The sequence below is a fragment of the Phenylobacterium sp. genome, assembly GCF_036563285.1.
In the GTDB taxonomy this organism is placed as follows: domain Bacteria; phylum Pseudomonadota; class Alphaproteobacteria; order Caulobacterales; family Caulobacteraceae; genus Phenylobacterium.
This window is the reverse complement of the sequence record NZ_DATCMR010000004.1, coordinates 32,733-48,412: the sequence shown is the minus strand read 5'-3', so window position 1 is coordinate 48,412 and position 15,680 is coordinate 32,733. Positions and strand designations below refer to the sequence as shown.

The following is a 15,680-nucleotide window of genomic DNA, read 5'->3' as shown; positions in this document are numbered from 1 at the left end:
GGCCCACAAGGCGTCCCACGAGGGCGTCCACTGCGTCGAGCACATCGCCGGCCTGAAGCCCACCAACCTGAAGAGCCCGATCCCCGGCTGCACCTATTCGAACCCGCAGATCGCCTCCGTCGGCCTCACCGAGGCCCAGGCTAAGGAGCAGGGGCTGGAGCCGAAGGTCGGCCGCTTCCCCTTCCGTGTGAACGGCAAGGCCATTGCGGCCGGCGAAACCGAGGGCTTCGTGAAGACGGTGTTCGACGGCAGGACGGGCGCCCTCATCGGCGCCCACATGCTCGGCCACGAGGTCACCGAGATGATCCAGGGCTTCACCCTGGCCATGACCCTGGAAGCGACCGAAGCCGAGCTCCAGGCCACCGTCTTCCCGCACCCCACCATGAGCGAGGCCATGCACGAGGCCAGCCTCGACGCCTACGGCCGGGTGCTGCATATCTGAGAGCTGTGCTCGATGAGGTCCCATGCCACCGCGCATAAGAGGCAGACCGACGTCCAGATCAGCACCACCTCGCTCCACGGAGGGGTGGTGTACGGCAGCGGCCAGACGTGCTCCATCAATTCCAAGCGGTAAGTCAGGCGGGACATCGCCGCCGCGGCTGCGGTGCAGGCCGCTACCCGAGCCACACGCACCCATGGCCTGAGTGGCGCCCACACGCCGCACAGGAGACCTGCCCCGATAGGCGCCAGCCCTCCAAGCGCGGTGATCGCAAAGATCTCAAGCGGGAGGAAAATGAGGGCGCCGAGAAGAGCCACGCCTGGAGGCAGAGCATCCGCGACTGGGGCCGCAAGAAGCCGCGCAAATCGGGCGAGCCCGGCCAGGAAGCTGCCAGCCCCGACAAAGAACAGAAGGGCCGCAACAGGGCGTTGCTTACGGCGGGCGCTGCGCGAAATGCTCCCCATCTGAGCGCGATCAGAACCGGGCCGCCCGGGGCCAGGCCAGCGTGCAGATCGCGGAGGCGAGGGCCCACACGGTCATGACATGCCAGGCCTCCGGCGCGCGAACGAATTGGCCGTCGCCTGGCGGGAAGAGGCGATAGGTGAGCAGGGCTGCGGCCCCCGCGGCGGCCGTGCAAGTCGCGACGCGGATCACCGGGTGGCGGCGGGCGCCATAGACGATGGCGGCGGCCGCAGGCGCCAGGAATCCGGCGAAAAGGGCGATCCCGCTCGCTGCGAACCAGAAGTAGAGGTAGGCGAAGATCTCGAAGGGGTTCACGCCCACTGCGGCCCGCGCCTCGGGGTAGGGCCGGTTCAGCGCCAGTGCGCCGAGCAGCAGCGCCAGTCCGGCGATCGGCGCCCCAGCGAAGTAGTAGAAGCCGATCCTGTGGAGGAGCTGGAGCCTGGGGCTCACGCGGCCCGGCGCTCTTCGGCGTCGACGATCCTCTGCAGGGCCACGTAGTCGGTCTTGCCGCTGCCCAGCACCGGGATCTCAGGGACCCGGATGATCCGGCGCGGGACCGCGATCTCGGGCGCGCCGATGGCCTTGGCGTGGGCGATCAGCGGGGCGGAGTCAGCGTCGCGGAAATCGGTGACCAGCACCAGGCGCTCGCCCTTCTTCGGGTCGGCCACCGCCACCACGGCGTGCCGGCAATCCGGCCAGACGGAGCTCGCCAGGTCCTCCGCCGCCGTCAGCGAGACCATCTCCCCGCCCACCTTGGCGAAGCGCTTCACCCGGCCCAGGATCTTGATCCACTTGTCGTCGCTGATCGAGACCACATCGCCGGTGTCGTGCCAGCCGCCGACCGGCGGCTCGACGGTCCCGTCGGCCGCCAGGTAACCCGCCATCACGTTGGGGCCGCGGACGTAGAGCTTGCCGCCGCCGGGGATGCCCTCCACTGGCTCCAGCTTGGTCTCGATGCCCGGCAGGAGGCCGCCCACCGTGCCACGACGGTTATCGTTGGGCTTGTTCACCGCGATCACCGGCGAGGCCTCGGTCGCGCCGTAGCCCTCCAGCAGCGGTATCGGCCCGAACCGCTCGGTGATCAGGTTGTGCGTCTCCTCGCGCACCTTCTCCGCCCCGCAGACCACGAACTTCAGGCCGGAGAGGTCGCCCGGGTCGGCGGCCCGCGCGTACTGGTTCACGAAGGTGTCGGTGGCGAGCAGCACGGCCGCGCCTGTGTCCTTCAGCAGCGGCGGGATCTGCCGGGTGTGCAGCGGCGAGGGGTACTGGAAAGCCTTCATGCCGGTGAGGATCGGCAGGATCACCCCGCCGGTCAGGCCGAAGCAGTGGAAGGTCGGCAGCGGGTTGAAGAAGACCCACGAGGGGTCGAGGTCGATATGCGCCTCGATCTGCCGGGCGTTGGCCACCAGGTTGCGGTTGGAGAGCACCACGCCCCGCGGTGAGCCGAAGCTGCCCGAGGTGAACAGGATGACGCCGGGGTCCTCCGCCCGCACGGGCGCCCGGAACCGCAGCGGGAAGGCGCCGGCCGCCGCCGCGAACGCCTTGTCGGCGATCCCCACCGTCTCGCGGACGTCCTCCAGGTAGGTCACCGTCGTCATCGTCTCCAGCGCGTCGACGATGTCGTGCAGCTTGCCCTGCTCGACGAAGCGGTGGGAGGTGAGCACCCGCTTGACGCCCGCCAACTCGCACGCCGCCCGCAGGTTGCGGATGCCGGCCGTGAAGTTGAGCATCGTCGGGATGCGGCCGAAGGCGTGCAGGGCGAAGAAGGTCACCACCACGCCTGCGCTGGACGGCAGCAGCACGCCCACCCGCTCGCGGGGCTTAGTGAAGGCCGAGATCTTGCGGCCGAGCGCGAACGAGGCCCGGATCAGGTCCTGATAGCTGAGGGGCCGGCGCTCCTGGTCCTCCAGGATCGGCTTCTTGGCCCCGTGGACGCGGCTTGCCTCGATGAGCGCGTCGAAGACCGAGGTCTCCGCGCGGCGGACGTCAAACGGCGGCGCCAAACGGCGGCCCTCCCACGTTTTCGTTGGAGCTGAACCTATCCCCCGGATTCCCGGATGAAAACCTTCCTTTCCCGCCGAAGGCGGGAGAGGGGGACCGCGCCCCGCAGAGGGCGTGGTGGAGAGGGAGGGCGGCCGCACTGCCTCGGCCCGCCGTCTCCGCCACCCGCTCTTCGGCTCGCTGGCGCCAGCCTCGACGGGCGGTCCCCCTCTCCCCGCTTTGCGGGGAAAGGAAGGGAACTCACCCCAGGCTGTAGACCACGCACGCCCGCGCCTCGAGCCGCTGCAGCGGCGGCTGGACCGGCAACTGGATGGCCTCGACGTTCAGGCCCACCTCGCGCGCCCGGCGAGCGGCGGTGACGGTGATATCCTCCATCACGGCCGGCGGCGCAGGCGGGGGCGGGGGCGGAGGCGGCGGGGCGACCTGGTAGGCGTCCCGGTCGCCGCCGTAGCTGCGTCCGGCGCCGGCCACCAGCACGTCGGTCTCGCAGGCCCGCCCCGTCGGATCGATCAGCTTCACCGCGCCGACCAGGGTCCCGGCGGCGTCGGTGGCCAGGCTCGCCCTGCGGCGCGCGTCCTCGACCGCCAGCCTGAACATCTGGGTGCGGGTCTCGTTCTCCGGCTCCAGCCGGAAGGTCACCGGCCGGGTGGAGGACGGCTTGGCCGCCATCAGCGTCGCATAGACCCGCTCGGCCAGGCGCACGTCGCGGATCTCCGTGCGCACCTCCGCCACCACCTGGTAGCGCTCGATCTGGTCGGCGCGGCGGTTCTCGTTCACTTCGCCCTGGCGGTCGCGGTACTGCTCGTAGAGCGGCTGGACCCGGAACGAGGTCTCCACGCGGACCTTCTCGGCGCCGTAGGCGGCCAGCGCCTGCCCCAGGGCCCGGACCTTGTCGGCGGCGGCCTTCTGGGCCTGGGAGAGGTCCTTGTCGACCGCCTCGTAGGTGGCGGCGGCGTTGGCCCGGTTCGCGGCCACCTCGGTCCAGACGTAGCCGGTCGAGGCGATGATCGGCTTGTCCATCCACCAGGGCGCGGGGTCGTAGGCGCGCGGCGTCACCGGGACGACGGTCTGGGCGGCCGCGGGCGAAACGAGGGTGGCGAGCGCTAGGGCTGCGAAGGCAAGGCGCATGGATGCTCCGGCATCGAATGTCCCCCCACGGACAGACTAGACGAGCTTTGCCGCCCCTGTCTCCCGTCCACATCGCCACGCCTGGGTTGATCCTGACGCCCGGACAGACGATCTAGGGCCCATGGCCGTGGTCATCGACACGACGGGGAAGCGCCCCCGCCACCCGGAGAAGCAGGCGAACCCCGACACGCCGATCCTCCGCAAGCCCGAGTGGCTGCGTGTCCGCGCGCCCGGCTCGCCGGGCTATGCCGCCACCCGCGAGATCGTGAAGACCCACCGCCTCGTGACCGTCTGCGAGGAGGCGGCCTGCCCCAACATCGGCGAGTGCTGGGACAAGAGCCACGCCACCTTCATGATCCTGGGCGAGGTCTGCACGCGCGCCTGCGCCTTCTGCAACGTGGCCACCGGCAAGCCCGCGCCGGTGGACCTGGACGAGCCCGCCCGAGTCGGCGACGCCGTCGCCAAGATGGGGCTGAAGCACGTCGTCATCACCTCGGTGGACCGAGACGACCTCGCCGACGGCGGCGCGCGGCAGTTCGTGGACGTGATCCGCGCGATCCGCGCCGCCTCGCCCGCGACCACTATCGAGATCCTGACGCCGGACTTCGCCCGCAAGCCGATCGCCGCCCTTGAGAGCGTCATCGACGCCCGGCCGGACGTCTTCAACCACAACCTGGAGACCGTCCCGCGCCTCTACCTCGGCATCCGACCGGGGGCCCGCTACTACCACTCGCTGCGCCTGCTGGAGCGTGTGAAGGAGCGCGATCCGACCCAATTCACCAAGTCGGGCGTTATGGTCGGTCTGGGGGAGACCAAGGAGGAGGTGATGCAGGTCATGGACGACATGCGCTCGGCCCGCGTCGACTTCATCACCATCGGCCAGTACCTGCAGCCCACCCGGAAGCACGCGCCCATCGACCGCTTCGTCCATCCCGACGAGTTCCGGGCGCTGGAGGAAATTGCCCGAGCCAAGGGCTTCCTGATGGTCGCCTCGTCTCCGCTGACCCGCTCGTCGCACCACGCCGGCGACGACTTCGCCCGCCTGCAGGCCGCGCGCATCGCGCGCGAGAGCGCCGCTTAGGAGCGGACGGTGCGCCACCACGTCTCCAAGATGCTGCCCTATACGCCGGACCAGCTGTTCCAGCTGGTGGGCGACGTGGCCAGGTACGCCGACTTCGTCCCCTGGGTGACCGAGATGCGCACCTGGAACGGCCGCAAGCTCTCCGAGGGCGTCGATGCGGTCGACGCCGAGGCGAAGGTGGGGTTCTCGTTCCTGAAGGAGCGGTTCTCCACTCGGGTGCGGCGCGACGCCATCAACAAGCAGATCGACACCAGCCTGCTCTCCGGCCCGTTCAGGAAGCTGGAGAACCGCTGGCGCTTCCTCGACGCCGGCCACGGCTGCACCCGCATCGAGTTCGACATCGACTTCGAGTTCAAGAGCCGCCTGCTGTCGGCCCTGCTGACCGCCAACTTCACCACCGCCGTCGACCGGCTGATGCATTGCTTCGAGGCCCGCGCGAAGAAGCTCTACGGCGAGCCGGGCCAGCCTCTCCCCCAGCAGGTCGCCGCCGAAGCGGCGTCCCCGGGCTGACCCACCAATACTTTGGCGTTGGAGGCGTACACTCTCGCGTACGCTCTTTGACGCGTTAATTCAGAGACTTAGTCCATCTCGAGAGTTGTCGCGCTGGGTGGTGCAAATAGCGCTGACGCGGCGTGTGACACGCCGCTCAGGCCATCCGGTCGCGCAGCATCTGCAGGGCCGACTGCACCGCCGCCAGCTGGATGCCCTCGCGGGTCTCGTCCTCGAAGAACTCCTGCCTGTGCATGAGCCGCTGGTTGGACCTCGCCGTGGCGATGTGCACCGTGCCCACCGGCTTCATCGGCGTGCCGCCGGCCGGGCCCGCGATCCCGGTGATCGCCACCGCCAGGTGGGCGTTGGAGTTCTCCAGGGCGCCCTCCGCCATCATCCGCGCCACCGGCTCGGAGACCGCGCCGAGGTCGGCGATCAGGTCGCCCGGCACCCCCAGCATCTCCTGCTTGGCCCGGTTCGAATAGGTGACGAACCCCCGCTCGAACACGTCCGAGGCCCCCGACACCTGGCAGATGGCGCCCGCTACCAGGCCGCCGGTGCAGCTCTCCGCCGTGACGATGCGCAGGGACCGCTCCCGCGCCTCGTCCACCAGCAACCGGGCCAGGGTGACGATCTCCAGCGAAAACATTTGGGCGCGCCCCCGAAGCACTCATAAGGTCCGCCGACCACAGCACAGCAGGGCCGACCGCGTCCATGACCTCAGCCGCCGCCGTCAGGCCAGCCGCACGACCGCCCGAGGCCCTGTTCGCGATCACCGTCTTCTCCTCCGCCGCCCTGGTCTTCCTGGTGCAGCCGATGGTGGCCAAGCTGGTCCTGCCCCTGCTGGGCGGCAGCCCGTCAGTCTGGAACACCAGCATGGTGTTCTTCCAGGCCGCCCTGCTGGCGGGCTACGGCTACGCCCACGCCCTGCAGCGGATCGCCAGCGTCAGGACCCAGGCCTTGGTCCACTGCGCCGCCCTGCTGGTCGCCGCGCTCGCCCTGCCGCTGCGGGTCAACGAGCTGCTCGGCCAGCCCTCTGTGGAGCACCCGAACCTGTGGCTGCTCGGCGTGCTGGCGCTCTCCATCGGCGCCCCCTTCGCGGTGCTCTCGGCCACAGCCCCGCTGGTGCAGGCCTGGCACGCCCGCACGGTCGGCAACGAGGACGGCAAGGAGCCGTACGTCCTCTACGCCGCCAGCAACCTCGGCAGCCTGCTGGCGCTGCTCGCGTACCCGATCGCCGTGGAGCCCGCCTTGACGCTCGCCGGCCAGAAGGGCGGCTGGAGCCTCGGCTACGCCGCCTTTGTGGCGCTGATGGCGGGGCTGGCGCTGTTCGTCGGCCGCGCCCGCACCGCCGCCGCGGTGGAAGCCGACAGCTCGGCCCCGGCTCCGCCGATCACCTGGCGCGACCGCCTGGCCTGGGTCGCCCTGGCGGCGATCCCGTCGAGCCTGATGCTGGGGGTCACCACCCACATCACCACCGACGTGGCCTCGGCGCCCTTCCTCTGGGTCGTGCCGCTTGCGCTGTACCTCGCGACCTTCATCATCGCCTTCCAGGCGCGGCCGCTGATCCCGCCGGATGTGACGCTGCTCCTGCAGGCCGCCGCCGTCGCCGCCTGCGCGGCCATGCTGCCCTTCAAGTCGTCGAATTACCTGATGCAACTGGGCGTCCACCTCGCGGCCTTCTTCCTGACGGCGCTGATGTGCCACCAGACCCTGGTGGCGCGACGCCCCGACCCGCGGCGCCTGACCGAGTTCTACCTGCTGATGTCGCTGGGCGGGGTGCTCGGCGGGGCCTTCAACGCCCTTCTGGCCCCGGTGATCTTCAGCAACATCTGGGAGTACCCCGCGGTCCTGGCGCTCTCCTGCCTGGTGCGGCCGATGGGGCCGGCGAAGGTGGGCCTGTGGGACTGGACCTGGCTCTTCCTGGGCGTGGCCGCCGCCGCGTTCGCGCCCGTGGTGATGACCTTCATCGCGCCCAGCACGACCGTCGAGCCGGTGCTCGGCAACTTCAGTCAGCGCGAGCTTGTGGAGATCGGCACCCGCACCCTGCTGGCCACGGCCGTGGTGTCGGCCTTCCTGCTGCGCCGCTACGCCATCATGTTCTTCGGGGTGATCGTGGTGATCTCGGTCTGCGCCCAGGCGGTCGGCAACCGTGTCGAGGAAAGCCGCACGTGGCGCAGCTTCTTCGGGGTGCTGGAGAAGTCCCACACCTATGTCCCCGGCTTGAACGGTCGGGTGAACATGCTGGCCCACGGCACCACCTTGCACGGCGCCCAGGCGACCGCGCCGGAGTTCCGCTGCAGCCCGCTCGTCTACTACACCCCCAACTCGCCCATCGGGCAGGTGTTCGACGCGGTGAAGGCGGACAAGCCGGCCATCCGCGTCGCCGCCGTGGGCCTCGGCACCGGCACGGTGGCCGCCTACACCCGGCCCGGCGACCACCTGACCTTCTTCGAGATCGATCCGCTGGTGGTGAAGGTGTCCACCGACCCGAAGAACTTCAGCTACACGACCGAGTGCGCCAAGGGTCGGATCGACTATGTCCTCGGCGACGCGCGCCTCACGGTGGCCAAGCAGCCCAAGGCGCTGTTCGACGTGATGCTGATCGACGCCTTCTCGTCGGACGCCGTCCCGGCCCACCTGCTGACCGTCGAAGCCGTGCGCGACTACCTCACCCACCTGACGCCTGACGGGGTGCTGATCCTGCACCTCTCCAACCGCAACCTCGACCTGATGGGCCCGGCGCAGGCGGTGGCGGCGGCCGCCGGCGGCGTGGCCATGGTGCAGGAGTACCGGCCCGGAGACGACCCGGCGGGCACCTGGGAGTCTGCGGAGGACGCGGTCATCGTCGCCCGGTCGCCGGCCGGAATGGCCTGGTTCGCCGACGACCCGCGCTGGCGGCGCGTCGACGCCGGCAAGGCCCGGCCATGGACCGACGACTACATCAACATCGCCGGCGCGCTCTATCGCCGCCTGAAGGAGAACTGGACCTGGCTGCCGTGAGCTAGAGGGGGGTCTCGACGGCCACGACGGCCTGGGCCATCAGCCCTTCCTCGCGGCCGGTGAAGCCCATGCCTTCGGTCGTCGTGGCCTTGACGCTGACCCGGTCCGTCGGCACCCGCAGCAAGTCGGCGATCCGTTGGCGCATGTCGGCCCGGTGCGGCCCCACCTTCGGCCGCTCGCAGACTAGGGTGACGTCGGCGTTGAGGATCCGGCCGCCGCGCGCAGTGAGCATAGCCACCGCGTGGGTGAGGAACTGGTCGGACGAGGCGCCTTTCCAGCGGGGGTCAGAAGGCGGGAAGTGCTCACCGATGTCGCCCGCGCCGATCGCGCCCAGGACGGCGTCCGTCAAGGCGTGAAGACCGGCGTCGGCGTCGGAGTGGCCGACCAGGCCCACGTCGTGCTGGATGCGGATGCCACACAGCCAGACCACGTCGCCCGGCCCGAACCTGTGGGCGTCGATCCCCAGCCCCATGCGTACGATCCGCCGCGAAGCCGCCAGCTGCTCGGCCATGAGGAAGTCCTCAGGGTAGGTCAGCTTCATCAGCATGGGGTCGCCGGGGATCATGGCGACGCTGCCGCCGGCGCGCTCCACGACAGCCGCATCGTCGGTCGGCTCTTCGCCGGTCGGCCAACGGCGGTAGGCGGCCTTCAGGCGGCCGAGGCGGAAGGCCTGCGGGGTCTGCGCGCGGTAGAGCCCTTCGCGGGAGACCGTCTCGTCCACGAGGGAGTCGCCGCGCTTCAGGGTGTCAGGGACGGGCAGGGCAGGGACCGCCCCGTCGGCGAGGTCGAGGGCCGCCAGCAGCCGGTCGACATGGGTGCGGGTGACGAACGGGCGGGCGGCGTCGTGGACCAGCACCGGCTGGTTGCGCGGCGCGGTCACCGCGGCGAGGCCCGCCTGGACGGAATCGGCGCGAGTGACGCCTCCCGTCACGGCCTTCCAGCCCTCAAGGCCGGCCAGCGCCTCGTCCACCTGGCCCAGCCGCTCGCGCGCCACCACGACGATCACCTCGCGCGCGCCGGCCGCCAGCAGGCCCTCGACGGACCAGCGCACGAGCGGTCGGGAGCCGAGTGTCCGCCAGGCCTTGGGCTCACCCGGCCCGGCCCGCAATCCCGCCCCCGCCGCGACCACCACCGCGGAAAAACTCATGGCTGTTGTTTAGGGCGGGAATCCGCGCGGTTCCAGCTTTACGGCGCCGCACAATGTGCCTAAAAAGACGGCGTTTGGGATGATTAGAAAATGAGCAGTGCGCTCGAGCTTGGTCGAGTCAGGGTCCGCGGTCGCGTCTGGATCGCGCCGATGACCGGCGTTTCGGACCTCCCGTTCCGCCGCGCCGCCAGCCGCTTAGGCGCGGCCTATGTCTCCACCGAAATGGTGGCCTGCGCCGAGCTCGCCCGCGGCCGGCCCGACGTGGTCCGCCGGGCGGCAGTCGGCGAAGGCCTGCCGCTGATGGTGGTCCAGCTGATCGGCCGCGAGCCCGCCGCGTTGGCGGAAGGTGCTCGGCTGGCCGCACGGGCGGGCGCCCAGGTCATCGACCTCAACTTCGGCTGCCCGGCGCGCGAGGTGACCGGCGCGCAGTGCGGCTCGGCGCTGATGCGCGAGCCGGACCTCGCCATGGAGCTGGTCTCCGCAGCCGTGGAGGCGGTCGATGTCCCGGTGACGGTCAAGATGCGCCTGGGCTGGGACGACAGATCAAGGAACGCTCCGGAGTTCGCGGCCCGCGCGGAGGCGCTGGGGGTGAAGGGCATCACCGTCCACGGCCGCACGCGCTGCCAATTCTACAAGGGCCGCGCCGACTGGGCCGCCGTGGCCGAGGTGAAGAGGGCGGTTTCTGTTCCCGTCACTGTCAACGGCGACATCGTCGATACCGCCACCGCCCGGCAGGCGCTGGAAGCCTCCGGCGCGGACGCGGTGATGATCGGCCGCGGCGTCTACGGGAGGCCTTGGATCGCCGCCCAGATCGGGACGGAGCTGGACGGGCGAGCGTTCGCTGAGCCTGGCCCCGAGGAACGTCTGCAGATCGCGCTGGCCCACTTCCGAGACAGCATCGCCTTCTATGGGGAGCGGCTCGGGATCCGCATCTTTCGCAAGCACCTGGCGTCCTACATCGAGAACGCGCCCTGGCCGGCGTCCCCAGAGGCGCGCCGGCAGGCGCGCTCGACGCTCTGCCGTCTGGAGGATGCCGCCGCCGTCGAGCGGGGGCTCACCGAGCTCTGGCTGAACGCCGGCGCAAGGCTGGCGGCATGACCGGCAGCACGCGCACCCGCGCCAAGGGGCTCGACGGCGACGCCCTGAAGGCCGCGGCTTTCGAGCTCTCCCCCGACCCAGCGATGGTGGTGGATGCCGACGGCGCGCTTGTGGCGGTCAACGAGGCCGCCGAGGCGCTGTTCGGCCAGGGGCTGGGCCTGCTCGCCCGCGGCCGTTTCCGGGCCGCCCTGCCGCCCGGCTCGGCGCTGGTCTCCCTGCTCACCCGTGCGCTGGAGGAGGACGCCCGCGTCCGCGAGCGTGGGGTGGAGATCAACCTGTTCGGCCTCCCGCCGTTCGAGGCGGACGGCGCGGCCGCGCCGCTCGGCGACGGCTCGGTGCTGCTGACGCTCTCGGTCCGGACTGGGCTGGGCGTGGAGCGCGGCGGGGCGGAGGCGGCGGGCCTTCGCTCCATCGTCGGCCTCGGCCGAATGCTGGCCCACGAGATCAAGAACCCGTTGGCGGGCATCCGCGGGGCGGCGCAGCTGCTCAAGTCCGGCGCCAAGCCTGAGGACGCCCCGCTCGCCCAGCTGATCGTCGACGAGACCGACCGCGTGCGCCGCCTCGTGGAGCGGATGGAGGCGTTCTCCGACGACCACCTGCCGTCGCTCACCCCCCTGAACATCCACCAGATCCTGGACCGGGTGCGCGCGCTGGCGGCCAACGGCGTCGCCGACGGGCTGGTGCTGCGCGAGCAGTACGATCCCTCGCTGCCGCCGGTGCTCGGCGACGAAGACCAGCTCATCCAGGTCTTCCTGAACCTGGTGAAGAACGCCGCCGAGGCCGCGCACGCCCGTGGGGACGGCCGTGGCGAGATCGCCATCTACACCGCCTACCGCCACGGCGTGCGCGTCCGCGCCGCCAAGGGCCAGTCCCTGCGCGGTGCGCCGCTGGAAGTGCGGATCGTGGACAATGGCCCCGGCGTGCCGGCCCACCTGCGCGAGCACCTGTTCCAGCCCTTCGTCACCTCCAAGCCGAACGGCGCGGGGTTAGGCCTGGCCCTGGTGTCCAAGCTGGTCGCCGGCCACGGCGGCCTGATCGACTTCGAGTCCGAGCCCGGCCGCACGGTCTTCCGGGTCTTGCTCCCCATCGTTTCCGAAGAGGACGTCTGAGGCCCATGAACGCGGCTACGAAGAAGATCCTGATCGCCGACGATGACGCTTCCATCCGACTGGTGCTCAGCCAGGCCTTCACGCGGCTGGGCTATCAGGTCCGGGCGACGGGCAACGCCGCCACGCTGCTGAAGTGGGTGTCGGACGGGGAAGGTGATCTGGTGGTCACCGACGTGGTCATGCCCGACGAGAACGTCTTCGACGTCCTGCCACGCATCAAGAAGGAGCGGCCGAAGCTCCCGATCATCGTGATGAGCGCGCAGAACAACCTCCTTACCGCCGTCAATGCGGCCGAGGTGGGCGCCTTCGACTATGTGCCGAAGCCCTTCGACCTGGATGACATGACCTCGGCCGCGCGCCGGGCCCTGTCGCGGCCCGCCGACGCCGAGGCCGCGAAGGCGCAGGCGCGGGCGGTGCGCGACGACCGTCTGCCGCTGATCGGGCGGTCGGGGCCGATGCAGGACGTCTACCGGACCATCGCGCGACTGGTGGGCGCCGACCTCACCGTCCTCATCCTCGGCGAGAGCGGCACCGGCAAGGAGCTGGTCGCTCGCGCGCTGCACGACATGGGCCGTCGCCGCGACGGCAGGTTCGTGACCATCAACCTGGCCGCCGTGCCGCGCGAGCGGGTGGAGGCCGAGCTGTTTGGCAAGGAGGACGGCGACCACGGCAAGCTGGTGGAGGCCGACGGCGGCACGCTGTTCCTGGACGAGATCGGCGACATGCCGCTGGACGCCCAGACCCGCCTCCTGCGGGTGATCGACGGGTCCGAGCCCGCCCTTAACCCCAAGACCGGGCGGCGGCCGAACGTCCGCATCATCGCCGCCACCAACCGCGACCTGCGCGCCCTCATCCGTGAGGGTCTGTTCCGCGAGGACCTGTTCTTCCGCCTCAACGTGGCGCCCCTGCGCCTGCCGCCGCTGCGCGACCGGACGGAGGACATCCCCGACCTCGCCCGCGCCTTCCTGCTGCGCGCCAACCGCGAGGGCCTGCCGGCCAAGACCATCGACTCGGGCGCGCTCGAGCGCCTGAAGCGCCACGCCTGGCCGGGGAACGTCCGCGAGCTGGAGAACCTGATCCGCCGCGTCTGCGCGCTGTACGGCGAGGACCTGATCTCCGCCCGCATCGTCGAGCGCGAGCTCGCCGACCAGCAGCCCGCGGCCGAAGGGCAGGAGGGCCCGACGACGCTCTCCCAACTCGTGGAGCGCAAGCTCTCCACCTACTTCGCCGACCAGCCGGACGGCCTTCCGCCTGCCGGCCTGTACGACCGCGTCCTTGAGGAGGTGGAGCGGCCGCTCATCCAGCTGACCCTGGCGGCCACCCGCGGCAACCAGGTCCGCGCCGCCGAGATCCTCGGGCTGAACCGCAATACCCTGCGCAAGAAGATCCAGGACCTCGGCGTCGAGATGGGCCGTGGCCGGCGCTGAGTTAAGTGCCCCATTGGCAACATAGCTGTTGAGTTTAGGGCACAGTGCCGTAGGCTCCCCTCGCTCATGGCGTTGCTTGCGGAACACATCTGGTCCAGCGCGGGCGCCGCCCGGGTCTGGCGGGCGGTGAATTCCCGCGCAGTGCTGGTCGGGGGCTACGTCCTGGCCGCAGTGCTGACCGGCGTGGCCATCCTGCTCGCCACCTCGCCGCCGCCCAGCGGCACGCCGATCGGCCCGGCGAGCCGGGTGATCCTCACCGTCCTTTCGCTCAACCTGGTGCTGATCGTGGCCCTGGCCACCATCGTCGCCGTGCGCTTCGCCGCCCTGGTGAGCGCCCGCGAGGTGGACGCCGGGGCGCGCCTGCACGTGCGCTTCGTCATGCTGTTCGCGCTGGCCGCGGTCGTCCCGGCCGTGGTGTCGCTGGTCTTCTACGGCGTGCTGGTCACCCGCGGGGTGGACAACTGGTTCAGCGAGCGCGTGCGCTCGGCGATGGAGAACTCGGCCACCGTTTTCCGCACCTACATCGAGGAGCAGAGCCGCTACATCGGAGACCACGTCACCCCGATGGCCGCCGATCTCAACCGCGAGACGCCCGCCCTGCAGGGCCGCTCCAACGAGGCCTCACGTTACCTGGAGGCGCTGGCCTCCTACCACGCGTTCCCCTCGGCCTACATCATCGACTCCCGGGGAAGGATCCTGGCCCGCGCGGAGGCGCCGGACGCGCCGGCCTTCCAGGCGCCGCCGCCCACGAGCTTCAAGGCTGCCGACGAGGGCGACATCGCCGTGCCCGAGTTCCGCGAGTCGGAGGTCATGCGGGCCCTCTACCGGCTGCGCGCCTATCCCGACGCCTATCTGTGGGTCTCCCGGCCGCTGCAGGCCGGGATCATGTCGTCCCTGCGGGAGGCCGAGGGCGCGATAGCCCCATATCAGGAGGCCGAGCGGGACCGGCAGCTGATCCAGATGATCTTCGCCCTGTCCTACGCGGAGACGGCGCTGCTGGTGCTGGTGGGCTCGGTCTGGCTGGGCATGGGCGCCGCCAACGCCATCTCCGCGCCGGTGGGCCGGCTCGTGCAGGCCGCCGGCCGGGTCGCGAGCGGCGACCTCTCCGCCCGCGTCGATGCCGAGTCCGACCCGGAGGAGATCGCGGTCCTCAGCCGGGCCTTCAATTCCATGACCCACGACCTGCAGGCCCAGCAGGAGGCGCTGCGGCGCGCCCACGAGGAGGCCGAACGGCGGCGGCAGTTCATCGAGACCGTGCTGGCCGAGGTGAGCGCCGGCGTCATCGGCCTCGACCGCAATGGCAAGATCTCGGCCGCCAACAGGCAGGCCGCCCTGCTGCTCGACCTTCCCGGCGACCACGGCCGCGGCCGCAAGCTCGCGCAGGTGGCGCCGGAGCTGAAGGGCATCACCGAGCAGGCCGGCCGCGGCGGCGAGGCGGAGGACGAGGTCGACGTGGTGCGGGGCCGTGAGAGCCGCCGCCTGCGCGTCCGCGCCAGCCGCTCGGAGGATGGCCTGGTTCTGACCTTCGACGACATCACCCGCCTGGTCACCGCCCAGCGCAACGCCGCCTGGCGCGACGTGGCCCGCCGCATCGCGCACGAGATCAAGAACCCGCTGACGCCCATCCAGCTGTCGGCCGAGCGGCTGCGGAAGAAGTACCGCAAGGACATCGCCGAGACGGAGCTGGAGACCTTCGACCGCTGCACCGAGACCATCGTGCGCCAGGTCGGCGACATCGGCCGCATGGTCGATGAGTTCTCCGCCTTCGCCCGCATGCCCGCGCCGAAGTTCGCCAAAAACGACGCCGCCGAGCTGATCCGGGCCGCCGTCTTCGCCCAGCGCGTGGCGAGCCCCGAGATCGAGGTCGAGCTTGAGGAGCCGACGCCGGAGGCCACGGTCCTGGCCGACGGCCGGATGCTCGGCCAGGCCTTGACCAATGTGCTCAAGAACGCGGCCGAGGCCGTCAGCGCCCGGCACGCCAAGGCGCCGAATCTGAAGGGCAGGATCACCGCGCGGCTGGTGCTGGACGACGCTGGCCTCGCCTTCGAGGTCGAGGACAACGGTATAGGCCTGCCGGAGAAGGATCGGGACCGGCTGACGGAGCCCTATGTGACGACCCGCGAGAAGGGCACCGGCCTCGGCCTCGCGATCGTCAAACGGATCATGGAAGACCACGGCGGCGAGCTCGAGCTCGCCGACGCGCGGAGCGGGCAGGGGGCGCTGGCGGTCCTGCGCCTGCCGCAGAGCGCGGTCGTGCAGGCGCAGGCGCCTGCCGAAGCCGTGACGGCTTGAAGGG

General features: G+C 70.8%; 12 protein-coding genes and 1 pseudogene. 8 read left to right on the top strand and 5 right to left on the bottom strand.

Going from position 1 to position 15,680, the window contains the following annotated elements:
* Positions 1–442: pseudogene (locus tag VIL76_RS03255) on the top strand (dihydrolipoyl dehydrogenase); the annotation flags it as partial.
* Between the two features lie 471 nt (positions 443–913).
* Here VIL76_RS03255 and VIL76_RS03250 read toward each other — a convergent pair.
* From VIL76_RS03250 to VIL76_RS03240, 3 genes are all read right to left on the bottom strand, one after another.
* On the bottom strand, positions 914–1,351 hold the full coding sequence (locus tag VIL76_RS03250; RefSeq protein WP_332043555.1) for a hypothetical protein: 438 nt from the start codon (positions 1,349–1,351) through the stop codon (positions 914–916).
* Positions 1,348–2,904, bottom strand: coding sequence for an AMP-binding protein (locus VIL76_RS03245; RefSeq protein WP_332043554.1), 1,557 nt, complete (start codon positions 2,902–2,904; stop codon positions 1,348–1,350). Before VIL76_RS03245 ends, VIL76_RS03250 begins: the two co-directional genes overlap by 4 nt.
* A gap of 238 nt (positions 2,905–3,142) precedes the next feature.
* Complete coding sequence (locus VIL76_RS03240) at positions 3,143–4,030, bottom strand: SIMPL domain-containing protein (RefSeq protein WP_332043553.1); 888 nt, start codon at positions 4,028–4,030, stop codon at positions 3,143–3,145.
* A gap of 121 nt (positions 4,031–4,151) precedes the next feature.
* Here VIL76_RS03240 and lipA point away from each other — a divergent pair, with 121 nt between their 5' ends.
* Complete coding sequence (lipA, locus tag VIL76_RS03235) at positions 4,152–5,111, top strand: lipoyl synthase (protein ID WP_332043552.1); 960 nt, start codon at positions 4,152–4,154, stop codon at positions 5,109–5,111.
* A 9-nt stretch (positions 5,112–5,120) separates the two neighbouring features.
* Entirely contained in the window at positions 5,121–5,621 is a 501-nt protein-coding gene (locus VIL76_RS03230; RefSeq protein ID WP_414695407.1) for a type II toxin-antitoxin system RatA family toxin, read from the top strand.
* Positions 5,622–5,757: 136 nt separating this feature from the next.
* Here VIL76_RS03230 and VIL76_RS03225 read toward each other — a convergent pair whose 3' ends face one another.
* A complete protein-coding gene (locus VIL76_RS03225; RefSeq protein ID WP_332043551.1) occupies positions 5,758–6,249 on the bottom strand; it encodes a CinA family protein in 492 nt (163 codons plus the stop codon).
* A 65-nt stretch (positions 6,250–6,314) separates the two neighbouring features.
* Here VIL76_RS03225 and VIL76_RS03220 point away from each other — a divergent pair, with 65 nt between their 5' ends.
* Positions 6,315–8,603 carry a fused MFS/spermidine synthase gene (locus VIL76_RS03220; RefSeq protein ID WP_332043550.1) on the top strand — a complete coding sequence of 763 codons (2,289 nt, stop codon included), beginning with the start codon at positions 6,315–6,317 and terminating at the stop codon, positions 8,601–8,603.
* Position 8,604: 1 nt separating this feature from the next.
* Here the strand turns inward: VIL76_RS03220 and VIL76_RS03215 are convergent, their stop codons facing one another.
* On the bottom strand, positions 8,605–9,750 hold the full coding sequence (locus VIL76_RS03215; protein WP_332043549.1) for a bifunctional 2-C-methyl-D-erythritol 4-phosphate cytidylyltransferase/2-C-methyl-D-erythritol 2,4-cyclodiphosphate synthase: 1,146 nt from the start codon (positions 9,748–9,750) through the stop codon (positions 8,605–8,607).
* A gap of 90 nt (positions 9,751–9,840) precedes the next feature.
* Here VIL76_RS03215 and dusB point away from each other — a divergent pair, with 90 nt between their 5' ends.
* The 4 genes from dusB (at position 9,841) to VIL76_RS03195 (ending at position 15,676) form a co-directional block, all read left to right on the top strand.
* On the top strand, positions 9,841–10,848 hold the full coding sequence (dusB, locus tag VIL76_RS03210; protein ID WP_332043548.1) for a tRNA dihydrouridine synthase DusB: 1,008 nt from the start codon (positions 9,841–9,843) through the stop codon (positions 10,846–10,848).
* Positions 10,845–11,957, top strand: a complete 1,113-nt coding sequence (locus VIL76_RS03205) for a two-component system sensor histidine kinase NtrB (protein ID WP_332043547.1) — start codon at positions 10,845–10,847, stop codon at positions 11,955–11,957. The genes dusB and VIL76_RS03205 overlap by 4 nt, the downstream gene beginning before the upstream one ends.
* Positions 11,958–11,962: 5 nt before the next feature.
* Positions 11,963–13,384: a nitrogen regulation protein NR(I) gene (ntrC, locus tag VIL76_RS03200; RefSeq protein WP_332043546.1), complete on the top strand. Its 1,422-nt coding sequence runs from the start codon at positions 11,963–11,965 to the stop codon at positions 13,382–13,384.
* 66 nt (positions 13,385–13,450) lie between these two features.
* The gene (locus VIL76_RS03195) at positions 13,451–15,676 is read left to right on the top strand and encodes a PAS domain-containing sensor histidine kinase (RefSeq protein ID WP_332043545.1); all 2,226 of its coding nucleotides are present in this window, start codon (positions 13,451–13,453) and stop codon (positions 15,674–15,676) included.
* Positions 15,677–15,680: the final 4 nt, after the last annotated feature.